This window comes from Nocardioides panacihumi (genome assembly GCF_039530925.1).
In the GTDB taxonomy this organism is placed as follows: Bacteria; Actinomycetota; Actinomycetes; order Propionibacteriales; family Nocardioidaceae; genus Nocardioides; species Nocardioides panacihumi.
In genome coordinates, this window is sequence record NZ_BAAAPB010000004.1 from 411,753 (window position 1) to 437,323 (window position 25,571).

The 25,571-nt window shown below is 70.7% G+C and carries 31 protein-coding genes; 17 read left to right on the forward strand and 14 right to left on the reverse strand.

Annotated features, from left to right (window positions below; translation table 11 throughout):
* Nucleotides 1-28: 28 nt before the first annotated feature.
* Nucleotides 29-247, forward strand: a complete 219-nt coding sequence (locus ABD205_RS18060) for a hypothetical protein (protein WP_344047217.1) — start codon at nucleotides 29-31, stop codon at nucleotides 245-247.
* Here ABD205_RS18060 and ABD205_RS18065 read toward each other — a convergent pair.
* From ABD205_RS18065 to ABD205_RS18090, 6 genes are all read right to left on the reverse strand, one after another.
* Nucleotides 204-683: a DUF2505 domain-containing protein gene (locus ABD205_RS18065; protein ID WP_344047219.1), complete on the reverse strand. Its 480-nt coding sequence runs from the start codon at nucleotides 681-683 to the stop codon at nucleotides 204-206. The two genes, ABD205_RS18060 and ABD205_RS18065, sit on opposite strands and share 44 nt — an antisense overlap.
* A 36-nt stretch (nucleotides 684-719) precedes the next feature.
* The gene (gene kynA / locus ABD205_RS18070; RefSeq protein WP_344047221.1) at nucleotides 720-1,508 is read right to left on the reverse strand and encodes a tryptophan 2,3-dioxygenase; all 789 of its coding nucleotides are present in this window, start codon (nucleotides 1,506-1,508) and stop codon (nucleotides 720-722) included.
* A 2-nt stretch (nucleotides 1,509-1,510) separates the two neighbouring features.
* Nucleotides 1,511-2,779 carry a kynureninase gene (kynU, locus tag ABD205_RS18075; RefSeq protein WP_344047224.1) on the reverse strand — a complete coding sequence of 423 codons (1,269 nt, stop codon included), beginning with the start codon at nucleotides 2,777-2,779 and terminating at the stop codon, nucleotides 1,511-1,513.
* The gene (kynB, locus tag ABD205_RS18080) at nucleotides 2,776-3,405 is read right to left on the reverse strand and encodes an arylformamidase (RefSeq protein ID WP_344047226.1); all 630 of its coding nucleotides are present in this window, start codon (nucleotides 3,403-3,405) and stop codon (nucleotides 2,776-2,778) included. The genes kynU and kynB overlap by 4 nt, the downstream gene beginning before the upstream one ends.
* Nucleotides 3,406-4,353: a non-homologous end joining protein Ku gene (ku, locus tag ABD205_RS18085; RefSeq protein ID WP_344047228.1), complete on the reverse strand. Its 948-nt coding sequence runs from the start codon at nucleotides 4,351-4,353 to the stop codon at nucleotides 3,406-3,408.
* Between the two features lie 96 nt (nucleotides 4,354-4,449).
* A complete protein-coding gene (locus ABD205_RS18090; RefSeq protein WP_344047230.1) occupies nucleotides 4,450-4,956 on the reverse strand; it encodes a hypothetical protein in 507 nt (168 codons plus the stop codon).
* 61 nt (nucleotides 4,957-5,017) lie between these two features.
* On the opposite strand from ABD205_RS18090, the gene ABD205_RS18095 reads away from it, so the two are divergent.
* Nucleotides 5,018-5,491: a nitroreductase family deazaflavin-dependent oxidoreductase gene (locus ABD205_RS18095; RefSeq protein ID WP_344047232.1), complete on the forward strand. Its 474-nt coding sequence runs from the start codon at nucleotides 5,018-5,020 to the stop codon at nucleotides 5,489-5,491.
* Here ABD205_RS18095 and ABD205_RS18100 read toward each other — a convergent pair.
* Complete coding sequence (locus ABD205_RS18100; RefSeq protein ID WP_344047234.1) at nucleotides 5,488-6,897, reverse strand: aminopeptidase P family protein; 1,410 nt, start codon at nucleotides 6,895-6,897, stop codon at nucleotides 5,488-5,490. The two genes, ABD205_RS18095 and ABD205_RS18100, sit on opposite strands and share 4 nt — an antisense overlap.
* A gap of 42 nt (nucleotides 6,898-6,939) precedes the next feature.
* On the opposite strand from ABD205_RS18100, the gene ABD205_RS18105 reads away from it, so the two are divergent.
* The 11 genes from ABD205_RS18105 to ettA all read left to right on the forward strand — a co-directional run bounded on the left by ABD205_RS18105 (nucleotide 6,940) and on the right by ettA (nucleotide 18,026).
* Nucleotides 6,940-8,082, forward strand: coding sequence for a PrsW family intramembrane metalloprotease (locus ABD205_RS18105; RefSeq protein WP_344047236.1), 1,143 nt, complete (start codon nucleotides 6,940-6,942; stop codon nucleotides 8,080-8,082).
* Nucleotides 8,079-9,884 carry a dynamin family protein gene (locus ABD205_RS18110; protein ID WP_344047238.1) on the forward strand — a complete coding sequence of 602 codons (1,806 nt, stop codon included), beginning with the start codon at nucleotides 8,079-8,081 and terminating at the stop codon, nucleotides 9,882-9,884. Before ABD205_RS18105 ends, ABD205_RS18110 begins: the two co-directional genes overlap by 4 nt.
* A 55-nt stretch (nucleotides 9,885-9,939) precedes the next feature.
* Nucleotides 9,940-11,592 carry a YfjP family GTPase gene (locus ABD205_RS18115; RefSeq protein ID WP_344047240.1) on the forward strand — a complete coding sequence of 551 codons (1,653 nt, stop codon included), beginning with the start codon at nucleotides 9,940-9,942 and terminating at the stop codon, nucleotides 11,590-11,592.
* Between the two features lie 79 nt (nucleotides 11,593-11,671).
* Entirely contained in the window at nucleotides 11,672-12,193 is a 522-nt protein-coding gene (locus ABD205_RS18120; RefSeq protein ID WP_344047242.1) for a cysteine dioxygenase, read from the forward strand.
* Nucleotides 12,190-12,600, forward strand: coding sequence for a rhodanese-like domain-containing protein (locus ABD205_RS18125; protein WP_344047244.1), 411 nt, complete (start codon nucleotides 12,190-12,192; stop codon nucleotides 12,598-12,600). The genes ABD205_RS18120 and ABD205_RS18125 overlap by 4 nt, the downstream gene beginning before the upstream one ends.
* Nucleotides 12,601-12,607: 7 nt before the next feature.
* Nucleotides 12,608-13,420: an ABC transporter ATP-binding protein gene (locus ABD205_RS18130; RefSeq protein ID WP_344047246.1), complete on the forward strand. Its 813-nt coding sequence runs from the start codon at nucleotides 12,608-12,610 to the stop codon at nucleotides 13,418-13,420.
* Nucleotides 13,417-14,058: an ABC transporter permease gene (locus ABD205_RS18135; protein ID WP_344047248.1), complete on the forward strand. Its 642-nt coding sequence runs from the start codon at nucleotides 13,417-13,419 to the stop codon at nucleotides 14,056-14,058. Before ABD205_RS18130 ends, ABD205_RS18135 begins: the two co-directional genes overlap by 4 nt.
* On the forward strand, nucleotides 14,058-14,705 hold the full coding sequence (locus ABD205_RS18140) for an ABC transporter permease (RefSeq protein ID WP_344047250.1): 648 nt from the start codon (nucleotides 14,058-14,060) through the stop codon (nucleotides 14,703-14,705). The genes ABD205_RS18135 and ABD205_RS18140 overlap by 1 nt, the downstream gene beginning before the upstream one ends.
* A gap of 35 nt (nucleotides 14,706-14,740) precedes the next feature.
* Nucleotides 14,741-15,664 carry an ABC transporter substrate-binding protein gene (locus tag ABD205_RS18145; RefSeq protein WP_344047252.1) on the forward strand — a complete coding sequence of 308 codons (924 nt, stop codon included), beginning with the start codon at nucleotides 14,741-14,743 and terminating at the stop codon, nucleotides 15,662-15,664.
* 164 nt (nucleotides 15,665-15,828) lie between these two features.
* On the forward strand, nucleotides 15,829-16,287 hold the full coding sequence (gene ssb, locus ABD205_RS18150) for a single-stranded DNA-binding protein (RefSeq protein ID WP_344047254.1): 459 nt from the start codon (nucleotides 15,829-15,831) through the stop codon (nucleotides 16,285-16,287).
* A gap of 56 nt (nucleotides 16,288-16,343) precedes the next feature.
* Nucleotides 16,344-18,026, forward strand: coding sequence for an energy-dependent translational throttle protein EttA (gene ettA / locus ABD205_RS18155; RefSeq protein ID WP_344047256.1), 1,683 nt, complete (start codon nucleotides 16,344-16,346; stop codon nucleotides 18,024-18,026).
* A 154-nt stretch (nucleotides 18,027-18,180) separates the two neighbouring features.
* Here the strand turns inward: ettA and ABD205_RS18160 are convergent, their stop codons facing one another.
* Nucleotides 18,181-18,675 (reverse strand): MarR family winged helix-turn-helix transcriptional regulator, encoded by a 495-nt coding sequence (locus ABD205_RS18160; protein ID WP_344047258.1) that lies wholly within the window; start codon nucleotides 18,673-18,675, stop codon nucleotides 18,181-18,183.
* Nucleotides 18,676-18,733: 58 nt separating this feature from the next.
* A complete protein-coding gene (locus ABD205_RS18165; RefSeq protein WP_344047260.1) occupies nucleotides 18,734-19,960 on the reverse strand; it encodes an acetyl-CoA C-acetyltransferase in 1,227 nt (408 codons plus the stop codon).
* Between the two features lie 99 nt (nucleotides 19,961-20,059).
* Between ABD205_RS18165 and ABD205_RS18170 the strand changes: the two genes are divergently transcribed.
* Complete coding sequence (locus tag ABD205_RS18170) at nucleotides 20,060-20,917, forward strand: acyl-CoA thioesterase (RefSeq protein WP_344047262.1); 858 nt, start codon at nucleotides 20,060-20,062, stop codon at nucleotides 20,915-20,917.
* 1 nt (nucleotide 20,918) lies between these two features.
* Here ABD205_RS18170 and ABD205_RS18175 read toward each other — a convergent pair whose 3' ends face one another.
* The 4 genes from ABD205_RS18175 to ABD205_RS18190 all read right to left on the reverse strand — a co-directional run bounded on the left by ABD205_RS18175 (nucleotide 20,919) and on the right by ABD205_RS18190 (nucleotide 23,081).
* Nucleotides 20,919-21,464: an RNA polymerase sigma factor gene (locus ABD205_RS18175; RefSeq protein ID WP_344047264.1), complete on the reverse strand. Its 546-nt coding sequence runs from the start codon at nucleotides 21,462-21,464 to the stop codon at nucleotides 20,919-20,921.
* Complete coding sequence (locus ABD205_RS18180; RefSeq protein ID WP_344047266.1) at nucleotides 21,461-22,069, reverse strand: hypothetical protein; 609 nt, start codon at nucleotides 22,067-22,069, stop codon at nucleotides 21,461-21,463. Before ABD205_RS18180 ends, ABD205_RS18175 begins: the two co-directional genes overlap by 4 nt.
* A 41-nt stretch (nucleotides 22,070-22,110) precedes the next feature.
* Nucleotides 22,111-22,602: a hypothetical protein gene (locus ABD205_RS18185; RefSeq protein ID WP_344047268.1), complete on the reverse strand. Its 492-nt coding sequence runs from the start codon at nucleotides 22,600-22,602 to the stop codon at nucleotides 22,111-22,113.
* Nucleotides 22,603-22,691: 89 nt separating this feature from the next.
* Nucleotides 22,692-23,081, reverse strand: coding sequence for a globin (locus tag ABD205_RS18190; protein ID WP_344047270.1), 390 nt, complete (start codon nucleotides 23,079-23,081; stop codon nucleotides 22,692-22,694).
* 129 nt (nucleotides 23,082-23,210) lie between these two features.
* Here ABD205_RS18190 and ABD205_RS18195 point away from each other — a divergent pair, with 129 nt between their 5' ends.
* Complete coding sequence (locus ABD205_RS18195) at nucleotides 23,211-23,636, forward strand: OsmC family peroxiredoxin (protein WP_344047272.1); 426 nt, start codon at nucleotides 23,211-23,213, stop codon at nucleotides 23,634-23,636.
* 86 nt (nucleotides 23,637-23,722) lie between these two features.
* Here ABD205_RS18195 and ABD205_RS18200 read toward each other — a convergent pair whose 3' ends face one another.
* Entirely contained in the window at nucleotides 23,723-24,760 is a 1,038-nt protein-coding gene (locus ABD205_RS18200) for a mechanosensitive ion channel family protein (protein ID WP_344047273.1), read from the reverse strand.
* Between the two features lie 87 nt (nucleotides 24,761-24,847).
* On the opposite strand from ABD205_RS18200, the gene ABD205_RS18205 reads away from it, so the two are divergent.
* Together ABD205_RS18205 and ABD205_RS18210 are read left to right on the forward strand one after the other, a co-directional pair.
* The gene (locus ABD205_RS18205; RefSeq protein WP_344047275.1) at nucleotides 24,848-25,198 is read left to right on the forward strand and encodes a hypothetical protein; all 351 of its coding nucleotides are present in this window, start codon (nucleotides 24,848-24,850) and stop codon (nucleotides 25,196-25,198) included.
* Entirely contained in the window at nucleotides 25,176-25,544 is a 369-nt protein-coding gene (locus ABD205_RS18210) for a DUF5130 family protein (protein WP_344047277.1), read from the forward strand. Before ABD205_RS18205 ends, ABD205_RS18210 begins: the two co-directional genes overlap by 23 nt.
* The last annotated feature ends 27 nt before the right edge of the window (nucleotides 25,545-25,571 follow it).

The following is a 25,571-nucleotide window of genomic DNA, read 5'->3' on the forward strand; positions in this document are numbered from 1 at the left end:
CGCGGGCGACCCGATCTAACCTGGACGCATGTCCCCCGAGATCGTGGCGCTCCACCTGGGTGCGCTGCATCCCCACGAGAGGGCGCTGACGCTGCTGCTCGCGTTCGGGCCGTTCGTGGTGCTGGGGATCGTGGTCGCCGTACGGCGCCGGCACGACCTGGCCGAGGAGCGGGCCGAGGCAGGCGCCCGGCCCGACGCCGGGCTCAGCGAGCCAGCCACTCCCGGCCGACCTGGTTCTCCTTCTTGAAGGCTCTGACGAGGACGTCCTGGATCAGCCGCTCGACCTTGCCTCCGACGAGTGGCACGTTGACCCGGATCTCGACCGCCACCCGCTCGACCGTGACGCCGCCGGACTCGGTGAGCGTGACGGTGCCCGACGTCTCGCCGGGCTTGCCGGGGATGACGATGTCCACGGTGGCGCGGTTGTCGCTCCACTCCTCGCGCTGGACGATGTCGATGGTGTCGCCGACGATCTTCCTCGCGAACGACGGGATGCCCGAGGCGGCCTGCGAGTACTCGATCGACACGCTCCCGCTCTCGGTCGTCCCGGTGACCGTCACGCTGCGCGAGAGTGCGCGTTGGGCGTCGCAGACGGCCTTGCGGAACTCGGGGTCGGACAGCATGCGTGCCACGTCGGCCACAGGGGCGTCGTAGGTCAGCTCGTAGGTGAGGGACGTGCTCATGGGCTCATCATGCCGGGCCGTGGTCGCGAGCGCGGGCTACAGGGCCGTGCGCAGCCGCCACAGCTCCGGGAAGAGCACCACGTCGAGCATCGACCGGAGGTAGCCGACGCCGTTGGTGCCGCCCGTGCCCGACTTGAAGCCGATGATCCTCTCCACCGTCGTGACGTGGCGGAAGCGCCAGAGGCGGAACGCGTCCTCGAGGTCGGTGAGCTCCTCGCCGAGCTGGTAGAGGTCCCAGTGCTTCTCGGGGGCGCGGTAGACCTCGAGCCAGGCCTGCTCAACCTGTTCGCTGGCCTGGTAGGGCTGTGTCCAGTCCCGCTCGACGTGGTCGGCCGGCACGGACAGCCCGCGGCGGGCGAGCAGCCGGAGGGCCTCGTCGTACAGCGACGGCGCGACGAACGCCGCCTCGACGGGCGCCAACCGGTCCGGGTTGTGCTCGTGGGGACGGAGCATCGCGGCCTTCTTGTTGCCGAGCCGGAACTCCAGGACGCGGTACTGCCAGCTCTGGAAGCCGCTGCTCTGTCCGAGGAACGGCCGGATCGCGCTGTACTCCGGCGGCGTCATCGTCGCCAGCACGTCCCACGCGTGCACGAGCTGCTCCATGATCCGCGACACCCGCGCGGTCATCTTGAAGGCCGCCGGCAGCCGGTCCTCGGCGACGGCGGTGATGGCGGCGTCGAGCTCGTGCAGCATCAGCCTGAGCCAGAGCTCCGTCGTCTGGTGCTGGACGATGAAGAGCATCTCGTCGTGGTGCGGCGAGAGGGGGTGCTGGGCCGCGAGCACCTCGTCGAGGTGCAGGTAGTCGCCGTAGTCCATGTCGCTCATGGTCAGGTCACCGCCAGCCGCTGGGAGAAGCGCTCGTCGCGCCACTCGTCGCTCTCCATCACCTGACGCAGGTGCTCGACCGAGTCCCACACGTCCACGAAGCGGGTGTAGAGCGGTGTGACGCCGAAGCGCAGGATGTCGGGCAGGCCGCTCTGGCCGGCGCGGAAGTCGCCGATGACCCCGCGGGCGATGAGCGCCTGGACGATCGCGTAGGCGCCCTCGGGCCGGGTCAGGCTGACCTGGCTGCCGCGTTGCTCGTCGTCGCGGGGCGACTCGATGTCGAAGCCGCTGACACGCTCGTCGACGAGGTCGGCGAAGAGCCGGGTGAGGGCGAGCGACTTCTCGCGGAGCGCGACCATGCCGCCGTACGGCTCGGCGGCGAGGAGCGTGTCGACCCCGCACTCGAGCGCGGCCGTGCCGATCACCGCCGGCGTGCCCGAGACGTAGCGTGCGATGCCGGGCGCCGGCTCGTAGTCGGTCGTGAACGCGAAGGGCGCAGCGTGTCCCATCCAGCCCGACAGCGGCTGGGCGAAGCGGTCGGCGTGCCGCGGGCTGACCCAGACGTACGCCGGCGAGCCCGGCCCGCCGTTGAGGAACTTGTAGCCGCAGCCGATCGCGAAGTCGGCCGCCGCGCCGGTCAGGTCGACCGGGACCGCGCCGGCCGAGTGGCACAGGTCCCAGACCGTCACGATGCCGCGTTCGTGGGCCTGTGCAGTGATGCCGGCCATGTCCCACATGCGGCCGGTGCGGTAGTTGACGTGGGTGAGCATGAGGACCGCGACGCGGTCGTCGAGGCGGTCGGCCGGATCCTCGTCGGGCTCGATGAGCACGAGCTCGCAGCCGTGCTCACGCGCGACCGACTGGGCGACGTAGAGATCCGTGGGGAAGTTGGTGCGCTCGCTGAGGATCACGTTGCGTCCCGGGGCGTCAGCGGCGGCGATCGCGAGCGCCGCCTTGAGCACCTTGTAGACGTTGACGCTCGTGGAGTCGGCGACGACCAGCTCGCCGGGGCCGGCCCCGACCAGGCGCGCGATCTTGTCGCCGACCCGGTGCGGGAGGTCGATCCAACCCGCGCTGTTCCAGCTGCCGATCAGCCCGGCGCCCCACTCGCGGGTGACGACCTCCTGGACCCGGGCCGCCGTGGCGCGGGGGAGTGCGCCGAGCGAGTTGCCGTCGAGGTAGATCGTCCCGGCGGGGAGGTCGAAGAGGTCGCGCAGCGGTGCCAACGGGTCCTGCGCGTCCCACTTCGCCAGGTCCTCGCGCGTGGTCATGCGAGCTCCCGGAGAACCGCGCGCACGGGTGCCGCGTCCGCGGTCGTCAGCTTGAGCGGAAGGGCGATCAGCTCGTAGTCACCCTCGGGAACGTCGTCGAGCAAGAGATTCTCCAGGATCCGTAGGTCGTGCCGGTGGGCCGCGTGGTGGGCGGCCAGGGCCTTGCTGTCAGGAGGGTCGAGGCTCGCCGCGTCCGTGCCGACCAGCACGGCGCCGCGCGCCCCCAGCTCGTCCAGGAGCGCCGGGTCGAGCGCGGCGAAGGCCTCGTCCCACGCCGTTGGCTGGCGATCGTAGGTCCTGACCAGCAGGCGCGGTGGGAGGGGGTCGTGCAGCGCGTGCGCGACATGGTCCAGGGTGACGAGCGGCCTGGCGGAGGTCGCGTGGACGACCCGGCAGGGCCCGAGGTACGCCGCCAGGTCGAGCCCGCCGGCCGGCGTACCGTCCGGGGCGTAGTGCAGCGGTGCGTCCGCGTGCGCTCCGGTGTGGGGCGACAGGGTCAGCCGCGCGACGTTGACGGGGCAGCCCGGACCGATCCGGAACGTCCAGTCGGCGGCGTACCGCTGGTCACCCGGGAAGACGGGGGAGGTCACGTCGACGGGCGGCGTGATGTCCCACAGCCTGGCCAATCAGCTGGCCCTCTTCTTGGCGGCGGTCTTCTTGGCGGCGGTCTTCTTGGCCGGCGCCTTCTTCGTCGTGGCCTTCTTCGCAGCCGTCTTCCTCGCGCCCGCCTTCGAGGCGCCGCCCTTCCCGGCGGACTCCTCCTCGGCCTCGTCGGGGACGTCCTCGCCACGGTCCTTCTTGGCGGCGGCCACCGAGCGCTGCAGTGCGGCCAGCAGGTCGACGACCTCGCCGGCGGACTTGGTCGACGTCTCCGTCCGGGTGACGTCGCCACCCTCGACCTTGGTCTTGACGAGCGTCTCGACCGCCTCGGCGTAGTCGTCCTCGAACTCGCTGGGGTCGAAGTCGCCGGCAAGGGTGTCGACGAGCATGCGTGCCATCTTCACCTCCGCCGGCTTGACCTCGCCGTCGACGTCGACGGCGAAGTCGGGGACGCGGACCTCGTCGGGCCACATCATCGTCTGCAGCACGATCACGTCCCCGCGCTCGGTCTCGCGGACCCGCAGCACCGCGACGGTGGTCCGATTGCGCAGCGCGACGGTGACCACGGCCATCCTGTCGGCCTCGCGAAGTGCCTCCCGGAGGAGCGCGTACGGCTTCTTGCCGGTGTTCTCGGGCTCGAGGAAGTAGGACTTCTCGAACAGCATCGGGTCGATCTGGTCGCTCGGCACGAACTTCTCGACCGAGATCTCACGACTCGATGCCGACGGCAGGGCCGCCATGTCGTCGTCGGTGAGGATGACCATCTCGCCGTCCTCGGTCTCGTAGCCCTTCGCGATGTCGGAGTAGGGCACCTCCTCGCCATCGACGGAGCAGATCCGCTGGTAGCGGATGCGCCCTCCGTCGGTCACGTGGACCTGACGGAACGACACGTCGTGTGACTCGGTCGCCGCGTACAGCTTGACCGGCACGTTCACCAGGCCGAAGGAGACGGCGCCCTTCCAGATCGCTCGCATGCGGCCCAGTATCCCGCGAGGCCCCGACATCCGGCAGGGGCACGATGGCGGGCGGGGGCGGAGGGGCGCTTTCCGAGGCGCCGAAGCCGACGTCGGTCACCCCTCGTGCTCGGCGAGTCGTCCGAGGTTGAGCAGCTGACGGCGCGCCATGACGAGGTCGCCGATCGAGAGCACCGGGGCGACCCAGCGGCCGGTCCGTGCCACGACCTTGAGGAGGAGGCGCGTCGGACCCGGGTCACCGGGCACGACGACGTACGACAGGAACGCGCCCATGATCGTGGCCGTCAGCTGTCGCTCCGCGCCGTCGGCATCGACCGAGACGATCCGGCCCCGAGGCCGACCGAGCGCGACGGTGAACGGGTCACCGGCCCGCGGGACCGGCACGGCGGCGAGGGAGCGCGGGGAGCGCCGGCCGAGGTTGTCGAGCCAGTCGTAGGAGTACGGCGCCAGCCTGATCTGGACCACGCAGCGCCACACCGTCCCGGCGTCGGCCGCGACATCGACGCCCCGCCAGGCCTGCAGCGTCGGCTCGGCGACGAGATCGTCGCAGGCGTAGTGGCGGCGCACCTCGGGGTCCGTCACTCCCCATCGGTCGCCGATCACGGGCCCATCATGCCGAGATAGCGTTGAAGCATCGATCGCCGTCCTCTCGGAGGAGGAAGCCATGACGTTCACGCATCCTCACGGCACCCACGGCCGCAGGCAGCCGCGCGGGCCGCTCATGCGCTGGGGCAACAGCATGATGAGCCGCCGCGTCCGCAAGGCCCGCGGCACGACGATGATGGGCATGCACCTGCTGGTGCTCCACACCGTCGGTGCCAAGAGCGGCGAGCCGCGGCAGACGCCTGTGGCCTGGTTCCCCGGACCGGACGGCAGCCGACACGTCGTCGCCTCGGCCAACGGGTCGATCGGCAACCCGGCCTGGTATCACAACCTCGCCGCGCACCCGGACCGGGTCTGGGTCGAGGTCGACGGTCAGCGGGTCGACGTGACGCCCGAGCAACTGCAGGGCGCCGAGCGTGCCGAGGCGTGGGCGGGCGTCGTGGCGGCCGCACCGCGGTTCGGCGAGTACGAGCACAAGACCGACCGCGAGATGCCGATCGTGCGGCTGCGGCCGAAGCCCTCGCCGAGCGACTAGCCGATCAGCGAGCCCATCCAGGCCTCGACGTCACCCGACGAGCGGGGGAGCGAGGCGGAGAGGTTCTGCGGGCCGTCGGCGCGGACAAGGATGTCGTCCTCGATCCGGATGCCGATCCCGCGCAGCTCCTCCGGGACGAGCAGGTCGTCCTCCTGGAAGTACAGACCGGGCTCGACGGTGAGCACCATGTTCTCCGCGATCGTGCCCTCGGCGTACGACTCCTTCGACGCGGCGCCGCAGTCGTGCACGTCCATGCCGAGCATGTGGCTGACCCCGTGCAGGGTCCACCGCGAGTAGACCTTGCTGTCCTCGTCGAGGGCCTCCTCGACCGACACCGGCAGCAGGCCGAGGTCGCCGAGACCGTGCGCCAGCACCTCGACGGCCGCGTTGTGGGCGGCACGGAACGGCGCGCCGGGTCGTACGGCGGCGATGCCGGCGTCCTGCGCCCGGTGGACCAGGTCGTAGAGGTCGCGCTGCAGCGCCGTGTAGGTGCCCGAGACCGGCAGCGTCCGGGTCACGTCGGCGGTGTAGAGGTTGCGCTGCTCGACGCCCATGTCGAGCAGCACCAGCGTGCCAGGCACGATCGGGCCGGTGTTGTCGATCCAGTGCAGCGTCGTCGCGTGCGAACCGCCGCCGACGATCGAGTCGTAGCCGATGTCGTTGCCCATCGCGCGGGCGCGGCGGAAGAACGTGCCCTCGATCCAGCGCTCGCCGAACTCGAGCACCCGCGGCCACTCGCGCACCGAGTCCTCGAACCCGAGCGCCGTGATGTCGCACGCCTCCTGGAGCTGGGCGACCTCCCACTCGTCCTTGACGAGCCGCATCTCCGAGACCACGCGGGCGAAGTCGTCGTCGAGGGCCTCGTCAGGGGTGACCAGCCCGTCGACGTAGGACGAGCGACCGCGCAGCACGCGGGTCTTCACGCCGACTCGGAGCGCGTCCGGGAGCGTGTCGACGTGGCGCACCTCGATGCCGAGGGAGTCCGAGATCTCGCGGGCGGACGGCCGGCGACCTGCCCAGAGCTCGCCGTAGACGCGGTCACGGAAGAACTCGTCGGTCTCCCGCGACGACCGGGGGCGCGCGTACAGGATCGGGGACCCGTCGGGCTCGATGACGAGCACGGCGTCGGAGGTCTGGTTGCCGGTGAAGTAGGTGTGCGCCGTGTCGGGTCGGAACCGGTAGTCGGTGTCGTACGAGCGCACCTTGTAGCCGCCGGACGGGACCACCAGTCGCTCGCCCGGGAACGCGTCGGCGAGTCGCGCGCGGCGCGCTGCGGCGTACGACGTGATCGAGTGCGGCGGGAGGTCGAGCTCCCGATCGCCCCACCCCTGGCGCATGAACGTCGACCACGCCTCCGGAACGGAGGGGTCGTGTGACTCGGTAGCCGGCTTGGTCTCCTCACCCATGGCACTCACTCTATGACCCGACAGCGCCGATAGGGTGACCGCATGGGGGGCGGAGCTCGGGCGGGGACCGGAACCAGGCGGAGCGGCGCCTTCTTCACCGTCGCCGTCTCGATCGTGGTCGTGCTCGCCGCGCTCCCGATGCTCCTGCTGATCGCGTTCTCCGGGGCTCCGAGGACGCTCGTGGTCGCGACCGTGCTGGCCGCACTGCCGGTCGCTCCGCTCGTCGGCTGCTACCTCTGGCTCGACCGCTACGAGCCCGAGCCGCGCGGCCTGCTCGCCCTCGGCCTCCTGTGGGGCGCGTTCGTCGCCTGCTTCGCCGCCGTGGTCCTCGAAGGCGTGGGCGGCGTGGTCGCCGGCGTGACGGGGGATGCGGGCAGCGCCGTCCTCGCGCCGGTCATCGAGGAGGCATGCAAGGGCGCCTTCCTGCTGGCACTGCTGTGGTGGAGGCGCGACGAGCTCGACGGCATCCTCGACGGCATCGTGTACGCCGGCATGGTGGGCATCGGCTTCGCCTTCACCGAGAACATCCTCTACCTCGCGGCCGCGTACGACGGGACGGACGGGATCGGTCCCGGCGGGACCGACGCACTCACCCAGACGTTCCTGGTCCGCTGTCTGGCCAGCCCGTTCGCACACCCGCTCTTCACCGCGTTCACCGGTGTCGGGGTCGGCATCGCGGTCGGCGCACGCTCGGGGACGGTGCGGCTCCTCGCGCCGCTCGCGGGCTATGCCTGCGCCGTGGCCGCCCACTCGATCTGGAACTCCGCGACCGTCTACGGCTTCGGCGGCTTCTTCACGGTCTACGCCGTCCTGATGGTGCCGGCCTTCTGCGGGATCGGCGCCCTCGCGCTGTGGGCCCGCTCGTCCGAGCAGCGGATGCTCGCGAGCGCGCTCGGCGACGCCGCGGCCCGTGGTCTGCTGCCCGCGACGGACATCGGCTGGGTGGTCGACCTCGGCGCCCGCCGTCGTGCGCGTGGCTATGCGCGAGAGCGCGGCGGCGAGGCCGGCGAGCGTGCGATGCGCGACTATCAGCAGGCCGCGATCGAGCTCGGCTACCTGCACTATCGCTACCTGCGGGGCACGCCGCCCCCCGACTTCGCGGAGCGGGGTCAGGAGTATGTCGCGAGAATAGGTAGGGTCAGGCCGACCATCGCATTTCCCGGACAGGTGGTGCCCACGCGATGACGACCCCTCAGGGTTCGAATCAGGGTTCGAGCGCGAACCCCACCCCCGGCGGCGCCGCCGTCGGGGCCACTGGCGCTGCCGACGTCGGGACGGCGACCACGCGGATGGTGACCGCGCTGGTGCGACTGCGCCAGGCGCTCACCGACGTCGTCCTGCCCCTCGACCTGCCCGGCGCCGCGGAGCAGCGCGCGAGCCAGACCGAGCTGGTGGCTCAGCTCGAGGACTACGTCATCCCACGGATGACGACGATCGAGGCGCCGCTGCTGGCCGTGGTCGGCGGCTCCACGGGTGCCGGGAAGTCCACCCTCGTCAACTCGATCGTCGGCTCGCGCGTGACCACGCCCGGGCTGCTTCGCCCGACGACCCGCTCGCCCGTCCTGGTGCACAACCCCGCGGACGCGCAGTGGTTCGGGCAGGACCGGCTCCTGCCGGACCTGGAGCGCGTCTCGCACTCCACCAACGACCCCAAGGCGCTGCAGCTCGTCGCCTCCGAGAGCTTCCCGGTCGGGCTCGCGGTGCTCGACGCGCCCGACGTCGACTCGGTCGAGGAGCAGAACCGGCTGCTCGCAGCCCAGCTCCTGGCCGCCGCCGACCTGTGGATCTTCGTCACCTCCGCCGCGAGGTACGCCGACCAGGTGCCGTGGAGCTTCCTGCGCGCCGCCGCCGAGCGCTCGACGGCGGTCGCCGTGGTGCTCGACCGCACGCCCGCCGACGCCGTCCAGACGGTCGCCACCCACCTGGCCCGGATGCTCGCTTCGCGCGGCCTCAAGGACAGCCCCCTCTTCATCGTCCACGAGGGCACGGTCTCCGACGAGGGGCTGCTGCCGGCCGACAACGTCGCCGAGGTCCGCGGCTGGCTCGACATGCTCGCGGCCGACAGCGGGGCCCGCCAGGCGGTCGTGCGGCAGACGCTCGAGGGCGCCGTCCGCACCGTCTCGCGCCGGGCACACCCGGTCGCGGACGCCTCCGTCGCCCAGGCGCAGGCCGTGACGCGGCTGCGGCACGACGCCGTGGCGGCGTACGACGAGGGTCTGCGCGCGGTGCTCGAGGCGACGGCCGACGGCACACTGCTGCGCGGCGAGGTGCTCGCGCGCTGGCAGGAGTTCGTCGGCACCGGCGAGCTGCTGCGCTCGCTGGAGTCGAAGGTCAGCAAGCTGCGGGACCGGATCGTCAACGCGGTCAAGGGCAAGCCCCAGCAGGCCGAGCACGTCCAGGTCGCTGTCGAGTCGGGGCTCGAGCTGCTCATCCTCGAGCACGCCGAGCACGCCGCTGAGCGTGCCGAGGCGGCCTGGCTCCAGCTCGAGGCGGGCCGCGGGCTCCTCCAGTCCTCGCCGAGCGACCTGGGCCGCGCCTCCCGCGACCTGCGCCGCAAGGCCGAGCGCGCCGTGCGCGACTGGCAGCAGGACGTGCTCGACATGGTGCGCAGCGAGGGCGAGGACAAGCGGTCGACCGCCCGGTTCCTGGCGTTCGGCGTCAACGGCCTCGCGGTGTCGCTCATGGTCGTCGTGTTCGCGAACACGGCCGGGCTCACGGGTGCCGAGGTCGGCATCGCCGGCGGCTCTGCGGTGGTGGGACAGAAGCTCCTCGAAGCCGTCTTCGGTGACCAGGCCGTGCGGTCGCTGGCCGAGCGGGCGCGCAAGTCGCTCGAGGTCCGCGTCCGCACGCTGTTCGCCGACGAGGAGGTGCGCTACCTCGACGTGCTCGACAACCTGCGCATCGACCCGGAGGCCGCGGAGAAGCTGCGTCAGGCCGCACGCCGCGTGGACGACGCCCGGTACGCCGCCCGCATCGCGGGGTCGTAGCAGAGGGACCCCTCTCGCTGCACGCTCCCGGACGTACCTCATCTAGGGTGACGCCATGACCTCGCTGCTCCAGAGTGCGAAGAAGAGCCTGGTCTCTTCCGGATCTGACATCGGCGAGCGCATCGACGGACTGGCGACCGCTGTCGATGCGGCCGGCGGCCGCCTCAGCGACGAGCTCGTGGACGAGGCTCGGACGACGGTCGAGCGCGCCCAGGGTCGGCTCAAGCTCTCCGCCGACCACACCGTCGTCGGCATCGCGGGTGCCACCGGCTCGGGCAAGTCGTCGACCTTCAACGCGCTCACCGGTCTGGAGCTGTCGGCGGTCGGCGTACGCCGCCCGACCACGTCGTGGGCGACGGCGTGCGTCTGGGGCACCCAGGGCGCCCGAGAGCTGCTGGAGTGGCTCGGGATCCCCGACCGCCACCAGACGACGCGCGACTCGATGCTCGACACCCGTCGCGAGGGTCAGGACCTCGACGGCGTCGTGCTCCTCGACCTGCCCGACCACGACTCGACCGAGGTCTCGCACCACCTCGAGGTCGACCGGCTCGTGGTCCTCGTCGACATGCTGGTGTGGGTGCTCGACCCGCAGAAGTACGCCGATGCCGCGATCCACGACCGCTACCTGACCCCGCTGCGCAGCCACGACGAGGTGATGGTCGTCGTGCTCAACCACATCGACACCGTGCCCGAGGAGCGGCGCGAGTCGATGGTCGAGGACGTCCGACGTCTGCTCGACAACGACGGTCTGCACCAGGTGCCGGTCATCCCGGTCAGCGCCAAGCTCGGGTGGGGCATCCCCGAGCTCAAGGCGGAGATCGCGAAGCGCGTCTCGGAGAAGAAGGCGACCCGTGCCCGGCTCGAGGCCGACATCCGGACCGTCGCGGGCAAGATCGAGGCGGAGTCCGGCTCCGCGAAGCCCCGCTCGCTGGCGCCCGCCCGGGTCGAGGCGCTGGACGACGCGATCGCGCAGGCCGCCGGTGTCCCGACGATCGTCGACGCGGTCGACCGTGCCACCCGGATGCGGGCCAACCGCGCGACCGGCTGGCCGCTCCTCTCCTGGGTGTCGGCGCTGAAGCCGGACCCGCTCAAGCGTCTCCACCTCGACCTCGGCTCCGCGGGCAAGGAGCTGACCGGTCGCGCTCGGACATCCGTGCCGGCCCCGACAGCCGTGCAGCGCGCCCGCGTCGACAGCGAGGTCCGTGCCCTGGCCGACGACGCCTCGACGGGCCTCGGCAAGGCCTGGCAGGAGTCGGTGCGCCAGGCGTCCGTCACGCACATCGACGACCTGAACGACCGGCTGGACGCGGCGCTGGGCGACACCGACCTCGGGGCCTCCCGGCTTCCGGTCTGGGCCGGGCTGATCCGCGTGCTCCAGTGGCTGCTCATCCTCGCTGCCGTCGGTGGCGGGGTGTGGACCCTGGCCGCCTATGTCTCCGGGACGCTGGACGACTCCTCGACGCCGCACGTCGGCGGCATCTCGGTGCCGATCCTGCTCGCCCTCGGCGGAGTCGTGCTCGGCATCGTGCTCGCACTGGTCTGCCGCATCCTCGTCGCTGGCACGGCTCGCTCGCGGGCCCGTCGTGCCGACGACCGGCTCCGCTCGGCCGTCTCGGAGGTCGCGCAGGACCTGGTCGTTGCTCCGGTGCAGCAGGAGCTGGCGGCGTACTCGGCCGTACGCCACGGGCTCGACCGCGCCCTGGCATAGGTCCCAGCGTCGCCGTCGCGACGCGCCCAGGTGTTGGACTTTGTAAGTCTACTAATTAAAGTGAGTTTAAATAGGTGCCATGAGCACCCAGCCCGTCCGCGCCGCGCTGACCCTCGACGAGCTCGCCGCGACGACACGCCGCTTCGCCGACGAGGTCGCCGCGGGTCGGCACGAGGTCCGGGCCGACCCGTCGCACCGGTGGCACGTCCGCATCCATGCCGACGAGCAGGTCGACGTCTGGCTGATCAGCTGGACGACCGAGCAGGGCACCCAGCTGCACGACCACGGCGGCTCGGCAGGGGCGTTCACCGTCGTCGACGGCGAGCTGACCGAGTCGGTGTGGGCCGGCACCAGGGCTGCCGGGTCGCTCGACGAGCAGCCGCGGGAGGCGGGGGAGACCGTCGTGTTCGGAACTCACTACGTGCACGATGTCATCAACCGCGCGGTGGGTACTGCGGTGAGCGTGCACGCTTACTCACCGCCGTTGAAGGTCATGCACTACTACGATGTCGACGGAGACCGGCTGGTGCGACGTGCATCCAGCTGGACCGACGACCCCGAGGCGCCGGCGCCGGCGCGTGAGGAGCGGGCGGCATCGTGATCTTCGGGAGCGTTGACGAGATGCTCGAGGCGGCACGCGAGGGCCTGACCCGGCTGGCGCCCGACGAGGCCGCGGAGGCGGTGGCGTCAGGTGCCCTGATCGTCGACATCCGGCCAGAGTGGCAGCGCCGCGAGCTCGGGGAGATCCCGGGCTCGCTCGTCGTCGAGCGCAACCACCTCGAGTGGCGGCTGCACCCGGGCTCGGACGCGCGCCTGCCGCAGGCCGACACCCGGCGCCGCTGGATCATCGTCTGCACCGAGGGCTACACCTCGTCGCTCGCGGCGCACTCACTGCGCTCGCTCGGGCTCGACGCGGCGGACATCGCCGGCGGCATCGTGGCGTGGCGCGAGGCCGGTCTGCCTGTCGTCGCGGGGCCGACGGCCATCGAGCAGATCGTGGCGGGGTGAGCGGGACGTGATCGAGTACCGATCCGTCGGCAAGACCTACGGCGACGGGACGACTGCCGTCGAGGACTTCAGCCTCGTCATCCCGTCGCGGAGCACGACCGTCCTGGTCGGCTCGTCCGGGTGTGGCAAGACGACCCTGCTCAGGATGGTCAACCGGATGGTCGACGCGACCGCCGGACAGGTCCTCATCGACGACGTCGATGTGGCGACGCGTGAGCCGGTGGCGCTGCGTCGCAGCATCGGCTACGTCATGCAGCAGGCGGGGCTGCTGCCGCACCGCACGGTCATCGACAACGTCGCGACGCCGCTGCGCCTGGCTCGTGTGTCGCGGGGCGAGGCGCGCAAGCGAGCCCTCGAGGCGCTGGAGCGGGTCGGCCTGGACGCGGGGCTCGCGCGCAGGTATCCCGGCCAGCTCTCCGGTGGCCAGCAGCAGCGCGTCGGCGTCGCCCGTGGCCTCGTCGCCGACCCCAACATCTTGCTGATGGACGAGCCGTTCGGCGCCGTCGACCCCATCGTGCGCGCCGACCTGCAGCACCAGATGGTCGAGCTGCAGCAGGAGCTCGGCAAGACGATCGTGTTCGTCACCCACGACATCGAGGAGGCGTTCCTCCTCGGGGACCAGGTGGTGATCCTCCGCAAGGGCGGGATCGTCTCGCAGGTGGGGACGCCGGCGGAGATCCTGGCCTCACCGGCGGACGACTTCGTGCGCAGCTTCGTCGGCCTTGACAAGGGCCACCGCAAGCTCCGGATCGAGGAGGTCGAGGGCCAGCAGGTGGTCGTCGACGAGCAGGGCCGCGCGACGGGCGTTCTTGCGCCATGACCTGGGTCAAGGCGAACGCCGACCGGCTCGTCGAGCTCACCTGGCAGCACCTGTGGCTGAGCGTCGTACCAGTTGTCATCGGCTTCCTGCTGGCGCTGCCGCTGGGCTGGTGGGCGAGCCGCTATCACCGCTTCCGGGCGCCGGCCCTGACGTTGGGTGGAGTGCTCTACTCGCTGCCGTCGCTGCCGCTGCTCGTCATCATCCCGGGCATCATCGGGACCAGCTTCCTCGACCCGATCAACGTGGCGATCACACTGACGCTGTACGCCGTCGCGCTGCTCGTCCGCACGGTCGCCGACGCGTTCGGGCAGGTCTCGGCCGAGGTGCTCGACGCGGCGTCGGCCAGCGGCTACTCCCGCTGGCAGCGGGCGTTCGGTGTCGAGCTGCCACTCGCCGGCCCCGCGATGCTCGCCGGGATCCGGGTCGCCTCCGTCTCGACCGTCAGCCTGGTGACCGTCGGCGCGCTCATCGGGGTGAGCAACCTCGGCTCGCTGTTCACCGAGGGCTTCCAGCGCTACTTCACCACCGAGATCATCGTCGGCATGGTGCTCGTCGTCTCGCTCGCCCTGGTGCTCGACGGGTGCTGGGTCCTCGTCGGTCGCATGCTGCTGCCCTGGGCGCGAGGAAGGACCGCCTGATGGGCGTCTTCAACGAGGCGTGGGGCTGGTTCACCACGAGCACCAACTGGCACGGCGAGGACGGCATCCCGCACCGGCTGCTCCAGCACATCGGGTACACCGCGCTGACCGTTGTCATCGCCGTGGTCATCGCCGTCCCGCTCGGCCTGTGGATCGGGCACACCGGGCGGCTCCGTGGCGTGGCCGTCGCGCTCACGGGAGCACTGCGCGCACTCCCGACGCTCGGCCTGTTGACGCTCGTGGTGCTGTGGCGAGGCATCGGCCTGACCCCGCCGATCACGGCGCTCGTCGTCCTGGCGATCCCACCGCTGCTCGCCGGCGCGTACGCGGGGATCGAGTCGGTCGACCCCCGTACCGTCGACGCCGCGCGCGGCATGGGCATGACCGAGTGGCAGGTGCTCGCCCGTGTCGAGGTCCCCCTGGGTCTGCCGCTGCTGCTCGGTGGGCTCCGCTCCGCGGTGCTCCAGGTCGTCGCCACAGCGACGATCGCGGCCTACATCGGCCTCGGCGGGCTCGGCCGCTACGTCATCGACGGCGTCGCTATCCGGGACTATCCGCAGATCCTGGGTGGTTCCCTCATCGTCGTCGTGCTCGCACTAGCGCTCGACGGGGCATTCGCGCTGCTTCAACGACTCGCTCCAGCCTGAACCGTTCAGTCACCATCTGAGAAGAGAGAACGACCATGAAGCTCACCCGCACCCTCGGCGGTCTCACCGCCGCCGTGCTCGCCCTCAGCCTCGCGGCCTGTGGTGGCAGCGACCCGACCAAGTCCAGCTCGGGCTCGGGCGGCAGTGGGTCCTCGAAGTCGATCGTGGTCGGCTCCGCCGCCTTCGGCGAGAGCGAGATCCTCGCCGAGATCTACGCCCAGGCGTTGTCGGCGAAGGGCATCGACGCGTCGACGAAGCTCGACATCGGTGCTCGCGAGGCCTACATCGGCGCGATCAAGGACGGGACGATCGGCCTCGTCCCCGAGTACACCGGCAACCTGCTGACCTACTTCGACCCGAACGCGACCGCCACGTCTCCCACCGACGTGAACGCCGCCCTCGGCAAGGCAGTGCCGAGCGGGCTGAAGGTGCTCGACCCGGCGCCGGGCGAGGACAAGGACTCGCTCAACGTCACCTCGGACTTCGCCCAGAAGAACGGTCTGACCTCGATCGCGGACCTCGCCAAGGTGAAGGGCCTCAAGCTCGCGGCCAACCCGGAGTTCAAGACCCGGGCCTACGGCATCCCGGGCCTGGAGAAGTTCTACGGCATCAAGGACATCTCCTTCACGCCGATCAACGACGGTGGCGGCCCCGCCACGCTCAAGGCACTCACGTCGGGGCAGGTCGACGTCGCCGACATCTACTCGACGACGCCCTCCATCACCGCGAACAACCTGGTGACGCTGGAGGACCCGAAGAGCATGATCGCCGCGCAGAACGTCGTCCCGCTCATCCGTGACGACGCCGACAGCGACAAGGTCACCCAGGTGCTCAACAGCGTGTCCACCAAGCTGACGACGGATGCGCTGCTCGAGCTCAACACGGCGTTCGCCGCCGACTCCAAGCCCACGGCCAAGCAGGTGGCCAGTGACTGGCTGAAGAAGAACGGGCTCGCCTGAGCCTGCTCGCACGACCCGCAGCGGGCCGCTCTGTCTCCACAGGGCGGCCCGCTGCCGTGTTCTCCCCAGCTCACGGGCCGCGGAACGGGAGGTGTCGGTCGTGGCGCGCAGGGTCGGTGACGAGGCGGCCCGCCGGGCTCGCACCCGATCCGAGGAGTGGAACCATGAACGACACCAACATCACCGTGCAGGGCTTCGTCGGCGGCACCGTGTCTCTGAAGAAGGCCGGTGACACCGAGGTCGCGACCTTCCGGCTGGGCTGCACGCCGCGCTACTTCAACCGGCGGACCGGTGAGTGGGTCGACGCAGAGACGCAGTGGTACACCGTGAACGCCTGGCGGGGCATGGCCCGCAACGTCGCAGGCTCGCTCGTCAAGGGCGACGCGGTGTCGGTCGTCGGCCGTCTGAACGTGTCGACCTGGGCGGCCCAGGACGGGTCGGAGCGGCTCACGCTCGAGATCGAGGCGACGACGGTCGGGCACGATCTGCGCCACGGCACCTCCCGGCTGGCCCGCAACGAGAAGCCGCAGCGCGAGGAGGCCGTGGCCGCGGAGGCCGCCACCGCGGGAGAGCCGCAGGCCGACGCGGTCCGCGACTGGCGCTCCGACCCGTCGGCGGCCTGACCGCACCCGAGGCCCCGATCAGGTCCCAGCGACATTCTCAACTAGGCTTGCTGACCATGGCGGAATACGTGTTCACCCTGCGCAACGTGCGCAAGGCCCACGGTGACAAGGTCGTTCTCGACAATGTCACCCTCTCGTTCCTGCACGGCGCGAAGATCGGCGTCGTCGGCCCGAACGGCACGGGTAAGTCGTCGCTGCTCAAGATCATGGCCGGGCTCGACCGGGCCAACAACGGCGACGCGCTGCTGGACCCGGGTGCGACCGTGGGCATGCTGCAGCAGGAGCCACCGCTCACCGAGGGCAAGACGGTGCTCGAGAACGTCGAGGAGGCCGTCGCCGAGATCAAGGGCAAGCTCGACCGCTACAACGAGATCTCCGAGGCCATGGCCGACCCGGAGGCCGACTTCGACAAGCTGCTCGCCGAGATGGGCGACCTGCAGACCGACCTCGACCACGCCAACGCCTGGGACCTCGACTCCCGTCTCGACCAGGCCATGGACGCGCTGCGCTGCCCCCCGCCGGACTCGGTCGTCGACACCCTCTCCGGTGGTGAGCGTCGCCGCGTGGCCCTGTGCAAGCTGCTGCTCCAGCAGCCCGACCTGCTGCTGCTCGACGAGCCGACCAACCACCTGGACGCCGAGTCGGTCCAGTGGCTCGAGGGTCACCTGGCGTCGTACCCCGGCGCCGTCCTCGCCGTCACCCACGACCGCTACTTCCTCGACAACGTCGCCCAGTGGATCCTCGAGCTCGACCGCGGCAAGACCCACCCCTACGAGGGCAACTACTCCACCTACCTGGAGACCAAGAAGGAGCGCCTCAAGATCGAGGGGCAGAAGGACGCCAAGCGCGCCAAGATGCTCGAGAAGGAGCTCGAGTGGGTCCGGTCGAACGCCAAGGCGCGCCAGACCAAGTCCAAGTCGCGTCTGGCCCGTTACGAGGAGCTCGCCGCCGAGGCCGAGCGCGCTCGCAAGATCGACACCTCCGAGATCAACATCCCCGCCGGTCCGCGGCTCGGTGACATCGTCCTCGAGGCGAAGGGTCTGACCAAGTCGTTCGACGACCGCACCCTGTGGGACGACATCTCCTTCAGCCTCCCGCGCGCCGGAATCGTCGGCGTCATCGGGCCCAACGGTGTCGGCAAGACGACGCTGTTCCGCATGATCACCGGCAACGAGACCCCCGACACCGGCGAGCTGGTCGTCGGGCAGACCGTGAAGATCTCCTACGCGGACCAGAGCCGCGCGAACATCGACCCGAGCAAGAACGTCTGGGAGGTCGTCTCGGACGGCCTGGACTTCATCAAGGTCGCCAACTTCGAGATGAACAGCCGCGCCTACGTCGCGTCGTTCGGCTTCAAGGGTCCTGACCAGCAGAAGAAGGCGGGCGTCCTCTCCGGTGGAGAGCGCAACCGTCTCAACCTGGCCCTGACGCTGAAGATGGGCGGCAACATGCTGCTTCTCGACGAGCCGACCAACGACCTCGACGTCGAGACTCTGTCGGCCCTGGAGGATGCGCTCCTGGACTTCCCGGGCTGCGCCGTGGTCACCTCCCACGACCGCTGGTTCCTCGACCGGATCGCCACCCACATCCTCGCCTGGGAGGGCACCGAGGACAACGAGGGTGAGTGGTTCTGGTTCGAGGGCAACTTCGCGTCGTACGAGGAGAACAAGATCGAGCGGCTCGGCCTCGAGGCGGCCCGTCCGCACCGGGTGACGCACCGCCGCCTCACCCGCGACTGACCCACTGCCGAGTCGGCGCGTCCTGACGTTCTGAGAGCGCCGAGTCGGCGCATCCTCGCAGACGAGCTGCGAGGATGCGCCGACTCGGGCTCCCGATGCTGCGAGGATGCGCCGACTCGGGCTCCCGATGCTGCGAGGATGCGCCGACTCGGGCTCAGGTGGCCGGAGGGTTGCGCATCTCGATCGCCGGGTGACACTCGACGAGGTGGTCGGAGACCGCGTCGAAGACACGGCCGACGGCGGCGAAGTCGTCGGGGGAGACCAGGTCGAGGAGATAGTCGCGCACGCCGGTCACGTGGACCGGCGCGGCCCGGACGAGCAGGTCCATGCCCTCGTCGGTCATCTTGGCGACCACGCCACGCCCGTCCTCGGGCGACTCGGTCCGCTCGACCAGGCCCGACTTCTGCATCCGGCTGATCGTGTGGGTGACGCGTGAGCGGCTGTGCGCCATGGCGTCAGCGAGCTGCGCCATCCGGAGCTGCCCGCCGTTCTCCGAGAGCCGGACCAGGACCTCGTACTCGGGGAGTGACAGGTCGAAGCGTCGCCGCAGGTCGGCGTCGAGACGGTCCTGCAACAGGGTCATCCCCATCAACAGGGCGCGCCAGGACCGCTGTTGATCCTGCTCCAGCCAACGGGTCCGCTCAGTCACCCCGCCATTGTTCCAGAGGCGATGCCGGATCCGTTCGAGACGGGGCGGGGGGGAGCCGTCACATCCGTTCGAGGATCAGCGCCATGCCCATGCCGCCGCCGACGCACATGGTGATGAGTCCGGTGGTCTTGTCGTGCCAGTCCAGGCTGTTGAGCATGGTGTTCTGCAGGCGGGCGCCGGTCATGCCGAACGGGTGGCCGACCGCGATCGCGCCGCCGTTGACGTTGAGCCGGTCGATGTCGATGCCGAGGTCCTGGTAGGACGGCACGACCTGCGCGGCGAAGGCCTCGTTGATCTCGACGAGGTCGATGTCGCCGATCGACATGCCGGCGTTGGCGAGGGCCCTCTTCGAGGCCTCGACGGGACCGAGGCCCATGATCTCGGGGGAGAGGCCGGAGACTCCGGTGGCGACGATGCGGGCGAGCGGGGTGATGCCGAGCTCGGCGGCCTTGGTGTCGGACATGATCACGACCGCCGCGGCGCCGTCGTTGAGCGGGCAGCAGTTGCCGGCGGTGACGACGCCGTCGGGCCGGAAGACGGGCTGGAGCTGCGAGATGGCGTCGTACGTGACCCCGGCCCGCGGCCCGTCGTCGGCCGTGACGACGGTGCCGTCAGGGGTGGTGACGGGAGTGATCTCACGTGCCCAGAACCCGTCGGCGATCGCCTTCTCGGCGAGGTTCTGAGAGCGGACGGCGAACTCGTCGAGCTCCTTGCGGTCCAGGCCGCGGAGCGATGCGACGTTCTCCGCCGTCTGGCCCATCGCGATGTAGACGTCAGGCAGCAGGCCGTCCTCGCGCGGGTCGCGCCACGCACCGGTCTCCGCGCTTCCGGCCTCCGCCGTCGCCCTCGTGCGTGCCGTGGCGTCGGCGAAGCGCGGGTTGTTGGTGTCGGGCCAGTGGTCCGAGGTGCCCTTGGCGAAGCGGGACACGGTCTCGACTCCAGCCGAGACGAAGATGTCACCCTCTCCGGCCTTGATCGCGTGGAAGGCCATCCGCGTCGTCTGCACGGACGAGGAGCAGTAGCGGGTCACCGTCGTGCCCGGGACGTCGTCGTAGCCCAGCAGCACCGGGACGATCCGGCCCATGTTGTTGCCGGACTCGCCCCCGGGCAGCCCGCAGCCGAGCAGGAAGTCGTCGATCGTGTTCGGGTCGAGCTGCGGGATCTTGTCCAGCGCCGCTCTCGTGACCAGCGCGGCGAGGTCGTCGGGGCGGAAGTCCTTGAGGGACCCCTTGTTGGCGCGCCCGATGGGCGAGCGGGTCGCGGAGACGATGACGGCCTCGGGCATGGCACACTCCAGTGAGTACTCGCAAGTAACGACGGTCGCGAGAAACGCTACATGGACAGCGGTCGGCCCAGCCGGCGGGGCGATGACACACTCACCCACGTGCGTCATCTGTACGAGTGCCCGATGCGATGGGCCGACCTCGACATGCTCGGCCACGTCAACAACGTCACCTACGTCGACTACCTGCAGGAGGCGCGGGTCGACATGCTGCGCATCCACGCGCGCAGCCAGCAGACGGACCACCTGGCGGAGGGCGTCGTCGTGGTCAGCCACCAGGTGCACTACGTGGCACCCCTGATGTTCGACTTCTCGCCGGTCCTCGTCGAGGTCTGGGTGACCGAGATCCGCCAGGCGAGCTTCACGATGGCCTACGAGGTCTTCCGTGAGACCGACGGCGAGCGCACGGTCCACCTGCGCGCGACGAGCGTGCTGGCGCCGTACGTCTTCGCGACCGAGCGGCCGCGACGCATCACGCCCGAGGAGCGGGACTCTCTGGAGGTCTACCTCGAGCCAGCGGCGACGCCCAAGGCAACCTTCGGCGAGTCGCACCACACCGAGCTCGGGCGCTACCCGCTGCACGTCCGCTTCTCCGACGTGGACGCCTATGGACACGTCAACAACGTGAAGTACTTCGAGTACTTCCAGGAGGCGCGCGTCTCCTGCATGGGGAAGCTGCGGCAACGCACCGACGCGGCCTCGACGCCGTCGATGGTGGTGGCGCAGTCCGACGTCGTCTACCGCCGTCCGATCCTCTTCCGGTCGGAGCCGTACGACGTCTACACCTGGATCTCGAGGCTCGGCCGCACCTCGATGGTGATGGAGGCGGAGATCCTGGCGGGTGAGGAGCTGCTGGCTCGGGCGCGCCACGTCATGGTCTTCTTCGACCCAGCGACCGAACGCAGCACCGAGCCGCCCGCCGAGCTTCGTGAGGTGCTCGCGGCGATCACGCCCGGCTGAGCTACCGCATGGCTCCGGACGGCTCGCCGACCAGTCCGCGCAGGCGCTTGAGGCCGCGGTGGCGAGCGACGCGCACCGCGACGTGGCTGATCCCGAGCGCGCTGGCCGTGGCGTCGACGTCGAGCCCGATCACGTCCAGGCAGGTGACCACGTCGCGCTCCCGCTCCGAGAGCTCGGCGAGCGCGGAGCGGACCCAGTCCTGGGCGACGTACGCCGGCTCGGGCCCGGGCACCGGGTCGGGCTCGACCTCGGCGACCGGTGCGGTGCGGCGGCGGGTCACCCGTCGCCGCGCGTTGGCCTCCAGGTTGCGGGAGATGCCGAAGAGCCATCCGGCGAACTCGTCGGACGACCCGGCGAAGTCGCCGACCTTGCTCGCGGCCGTCAGCCACGTCTCCGCCGCGACGTCCTCGGCCGTGACCGCGCCGTCGGCGAGTGGCCGCCGCTGCAGCCAGACGAGCAAGCGCCCGGCGTGTGCTCGGTAGAGCTCACGCCAGGCGTCCGCGTCGCCATGCTTCGCCGCCGCGACGATGCTGTCGTCGGCTCTCACGGACCGGTCGTGGGGTCGTCCGGCTGTCCCGTGGAGCGGCTTGGCGTCGGTGTGGGTGGTGAGTGCTCCTGGCTCTTGCCCTGCGTGCCCTTGACGTGGCCGCGGTTCGGCTTGTGCTGACCGACGTGACGGCCGCTGTCCGGATGCTTGCTCGGGCTGTGGCCGACGGCGCGGCCCCCACCCGTCCCGGTCGGCTGCTCCGACGGCTTGCCGGGCGGGCTCCACGCAGGGCTCGCGCCGGGTGTGGCCACGTCCGACGCCTCGGCGTGGGGACGCGAGGCGTCGGACGAGGGACTTGCTGCCGCGCTCGGGACGTGGGCGTCACCGGTGCGGCTCGGGGTGGCGGGCGCGGTGGGCGCATGCCGGGGCGTATGTCCCGGTGCGATGGGCGAAGGGACCCCGGGCAGGGCGCCCGCGATCCACGTCGTCGCCCCGACCAGCCCGAGCGCCGCCACCCCCGTGGCCAGCGCCCGGACCGGTCGCAGCGTCCGACGGACTGTCGCCGCGGCCGTGCTCGCCGTGCTGAGCTCCACGAGCTGACCGAGCAGGACGGCGTCGGGCTCGAGCGCCGGGATGTCGGCGCGGAGCTCGGGTCGGTCGTGCATGGGGGCCATTCTCAGTGGAGTCCAGTCGAGGGGGAACGCGGTCAGTGGACTTCGCCCGGGTTGGTCGCGCTCTGGTGGGGGACGTGCGTCGGCTTCGGGGCCTTGGTGTGGGCGGTCTTGGCGGGCTTGCCGGTGCCGTGACCAACACCGTAGTGCTTGCCGTTCTTGCTCCAGCCCACGTGCTTGCCCTGGGTCCAGCCGAGGTGCTGGGCGGCCGTGGGCTCAGCGGTGGCCGTCTCGGTCGGGTCCGTGGTGGCCGTCTCGGTCGGGTCCGTGGTCGCGGTCTGCGTCACGCTCTCGGTCGGGTCGGTGGTCGCGGTCTCGGTCTCGGTCGGGTCGGCCGAGACGGAGGCGGACGCCGACGCCGTGGGGGCGGCGTGCTTGGCGCGTGCCGCGGCTGCGACGGCCTGGCCGTGGGCCGCGTGGCCGTTCACCTCGTGGCCGTTCTTGTTGACCACCCCGGCGGCGTACGCGCCTCCGACGGTGGACGCGACGACCGCGCCGGTGGCGACGAGGGCCTTGATGCTCTGCATGGAATCTCCTCCGAGACAGGTACGAAAATCGTGTGCGGTCGATACCTGTCGTCACGCACGTCGGGCGTTACATCCGGTCGGGAGAAATCTCAGCTCGCCGTGTTGATCATGAACTGCGCGGCGTGGGTCACGTACTCCCAGAAGCGGGCCTCCTGCTCCGGCGGGAGCCCGACGGAGTCCAGGGCGGCGCGGAAGTGCATCAGCCAGTGGTCGCGGGCCTCGGGCGTCACCGCGAACGGCGCGTGCCGCATCCGCAGGCGCGGGTGCCCACGCTTCTCGGAGTACGTCGTCGGGCCGCCCCAGTACTGCGTGAGGAAGAGGAGGAAGCGCTCCTCGGCCGGCCCGAGGTCCTCCTCGGGATACATCGGCCGGAGCACCGGGTCCTCGGCCACGCCCTCGTAGAACCTGGCGACGATGCGCCGCATCGTCTCGTGGCCGCCGATCTCGTCGTAGAAGCTGGCTGCCTGCTGCTCGGTCACCCATCCATTCTCGCCCACAGGCGTGTAAGGATCGGCTTCGACCCCGTCCCCCCATCGATCGAGCCATCGATCGAACCGTCGATCGGCCGTCGATCGGCCGTCGATCAACACAGCCAAGGGAGATCGCAGATGCCTACGACCCGCACCGCAACGACCGTCTGGGAAGGAACCCTCTTCGAGGGTGCCGGCAAGGTCACGCTCGAGTCCTCCGGGCTCGGCACGTACGACGTCACGTGGGTCTCGCGCGCCGAGGCCGCCAACGGCAAGACCAGCCCCGAGGAGCTGATCGCGGCCGCGCACTCGTCGTGCTTCTCGATGGCCTTCTCCAACGGTCTGGCGAGCAACCAGACCCCCGCGACCCGCCTCAACGTCAGCGCGGACGTGGAGTTCACGCCCGGCACCGGCATCACCGGCATCAAGCTGACGGTGCGGGGTGAGGTCGACGGCATCGACAACGACACGTTCGTCTCGCTCGCCGAGGACGCGAAGGCCAACTGCCCGGTCTCGAAGGCGCTCGCCGGGACCACCATCACGCTCGACGCCGCCCTCGCGTAACCCGCCCCGCCCGGCGCGCACGCTCGCCGCGTCGGCGGCGCACGCGCCGGGCCCGGCGGTCAGGTGCTCGGTCAGGTGCCCGGCGGTCAGGTGCTCGGCGGTGTCGACCCGTCCTGCCACATCACCCGCGGCGTGACGGGGATCGAGATGCCCTCGTGGTCGAAGCGTGCCTTGATCCGCGACCGCAGCTCGCGGGCCACCTTCCACTGCTCCATGGGCTCCGTCTTCACCATGACACGTACGCCGACCGTCTCCGGCCCGAGCGTCTCGACACCCGTCACCTCGGGCTGCTCGATGATGATCTGCGTGAAGTCCTCGTCCTGCCACAGGTCCTCGGCGATGTCGCGGAGCGTCCCGATCACCTTGTTGAGGTCCTCGCGGTAGCCGACCGTCACGTCGACGATGGCGCGCGCCCAGTTCTGGCTCATGTTGCCGACGCGCAGGATCTCCCCGTTCGGGACGTACCAGACGGTGCCGTGGACGTCGCGCAGCCGCGTCACGCGCAGCGACACCGCCTCGACCGTGCCGGAGGTGCCGGAACCCAGGTCGATGACGTCGCCGACGCCGTACTGGTCCTCGAAGATCATGAAGACGCCCGACAGGAAGTCCTTGACCAGGGACTGTGCGCCGAAGCCGAGCGCGATGCCGACGATGCCGGCGCTGGCGATGATCGGCGCGATGTTCACGCCGACCTCGCTGAGGATCATGGTGCCGAAGACGGCGATCAGGATGCCGGTGATCACGCTCTTGAGCAGGTCGCCCATGGTCTTGGCGCGCTGCACGCGGCGGGTTGCGTTCGCGCTGGCGAACCGGTCGCTGAGCCGGTCGGGGAGGACGCCGGCGCCGGCCTTCTTGACGACCCGGTCGACGACCTTGAACAGCGCCCATCGGATCACCAGGGCGAGCAGGGCGAGCCCCAGGATCGCGAGCGGTCTGCCGATCATGAGGTCGGACGCATCAGCGGCGCGCTGGCTGCCGGTCCACTGGAGGACCTGCTGGCAGATGTCCTCGCCCTTCGAGCAGGTCGAGACACGGTCGAACCAGCCGGTGTGGGTGCCGGAGGTGGACGCGGTGAGGGAATTCGTGAGTGCGGTGGTCATGGCGGTGGGGGCCGTCGTGAGCATGCGGCCCAGTATGGCGACCCCCACTCAAGGGCACCCAGCCACGTCCCCGGTTCAGGTGTCGGGCCCCGAGCCGATATCGTGACCTACGTGACCACCCCGCTGCAGACCCGCGTGCGCCGGACCGTCGTGACGGTCGGCTCGTTCGTCGCCGCCACCGCCGTCCTCACCGGTCCGGCCCTGGCCGACGTGCCCGAGGGCTGGAGCGACCCGGCCGAGATGAGCTGGGGCCACCTGCTCGTCCTGATCGTCGCGATCCCGGTCGCTCTCGCCATCGTGATCAGCCTGCTGGCCGCGCTGCCCGGGCTGGTCAAGGGTGAGGGCATCACCGGAGGCCATGCCGGCGGCCAGTGGCTGGGCGGCCCCCGCAAGGGCACCGCCGAGCTGGCCGCGCCCGACAGCGAGACCTCGGAAGCCGGTGGAGCAAGTGCCCGTTGGTGAGCGCCTGACGACAGGACAGCGGTACGCCGTCGAGGAGTCGATCCGCAAGGCGGAGCTCGCGTCCCGTGCCGAGTTCTCGGTGTACGTCGGCCCGGTCGACGGCTCCGACCCCCACGCGTTCGCGACGCAGCTGCACAACACCCTGGTCGCGCCCGCCCGCAGCATCATGATCGTCGTCGACCCCGAGCGTCGGCTGCTCGAGATCGTGACCGGTGGCTGGGTGCGCCGGACCCTCTCCGACGCTGAGGCGACCCTCGCCGCGGAGACGATGCGGAGCTCGTTCGCCCAGGGTGACCTGGTCGGTGGCCTCCGGGCCGGCATCGCGCTGCTGGCCGGCCACATCTGAGCGCCGAGTCGGCGCAACCTCGCACGC

Bases quoted from the DNA above. Each gene is read 5' to 3' on its own strand.
- ABD205_RS18180 (WP_344047266.1), bottom strand. From the start codon at position 22,069: ATGCACGACCGACCCGAGCTCCGCGCCGACATCCCGGCGCTCGAGCCC.
- ABD205_RS18105 (WP_344047236.1), top strand. From the start codon at position 6,940: ATGGGGGGCGGAGCTCGGGCGGGGACCGGAACCAGGCGGAGCGGCGCC.
- ABD205_RS18200 (WP_344047273.1), bottom strand. From the start codon at position 24,760: ATGCTCACGACGGCCCCCACCGCCATGACCACCGCACTCACGAATTCC.
- ettA (WP_344047256.1), top strand. From the start codon at position 16,344: ATGGCGGAATACGTGTTCACCCTGCGCAACGTGCGCAAGGCCCACGGT.
- ABD205_RS18100 (WP_344047234.1), bottom strand. From the start codon at position 6,897: ATGGGTGAGGAGACCAAGCCGGCTACCGAGTCACACGACCCCTCCGTT.
- ABD205_RS18120 (WP_344047242.1), top strand. From the start codon at position 11,672: ATGAGCACCCAGCCCGTCCGCGCCGCGCTGACCCTCGACGAGCTCGCC.
- ABD205_RS18095 (WP_344047232.1), top strand. From the start codon at position 5,018: ATGACGTTCACGCATCCTCACGGCACCCACGGCCGCAGGCAGCCGCGC.
- ABD205_RS18110 (WP_344047238.1), top strand. From the start codon at position 8,079: ATGACGACCCCTCAGGGTTCGAATCAGGGTTCGAGCGCGAACCCCACC.
- ku (WP_344047228.1), bottom strand. From the start codon at position 4,353: ATGCGAGCGATCTGGAAGGGCGCCGTCTCCTTCGGCCTGGTGAACGTG.
- ABD205_RS18195 (WP_344047272.1), top strand. From the start codon at position 23,211: ATGCCTACGACCCGCACCGCAACGACCGTCTGGGAAGGAACCCTCTTC.
- ABD205_RS18140 (WP_344047250.1), top strand. From the start codon at position 14,058: ATGGGCGTCTTCAACGAGGCGTGGGGCTGGTTCACCACGAGCACCAAC.
- ABD205_RS18145 (WP_344047252.1), top strand. From the start codon at position 14,741: ATGAAGCTCACCCGCACCCTCGGCGGTCTCACCGCCGCCGTGCTCGCC.
- ABD205_RS18185 (WP_344047268.1), bottom strand. From the start codon at position 22,602: ATGCAGAGCATCAAGGCCCTCGTCGCCACCGGCGCGGTCGTCGCGTCC.
- ABD205_RS18165 (WP_344047260.1), bottom strand. From the start codon at position 19,960: ATGCCCGAGGCCGTCATCGTCTCCGCGACCCGCTCGCCCATCGGGCGC.
- kynU (WP_344047224.1), bottom strand. From the start codon at position 2,779: ATGACCACGCGCGAGGACCTGGCGAAGTGGGACGCGCAGGACCCGTTG.
- ABD205_RS18115 (WP_344047240.1), top strand. From the start codon at position 9,940: ATGACCTCGCTGCTCCAGAGTGCGAAGAAGAGCCTGGTCTCTTCCGGA.
- ssb (WP_344047254.1), top strand. From the start codon at position 15,829: ATGAACGACACCAACATCACCGTGCAGGGCTTCGTCGGCGGCACCGTG.
- kynA (WP_344047221.1), bottom strand. From the start codon at position 1,508: ATGAGCGACATGGACTACGGCGACTACCTGCACCTCGACGAGGTGCTC.
- ABD205_RS18060 (WP_344047217.1), top strand. From the start codon at position 29: ATGTCCCCCGAGATCGTGGCGCTCCACCTGGGTGCGCTGCATCCCCAC.
- ABD205_RS18135 (WP_344047248.1), top strand. From the start codon at position 13,417: ATGACCTGGGTCAAGGCGAACGCCGACCGGCTCGTCGAGCTCACCTGG.
- ABD205_RS18065 (WP_344047219.1), bottom strand. From the start codon at position 683: ATGAGCACGTCCCTCACCTACGAGCTGACCTACGACGCCCCTGTGGCC.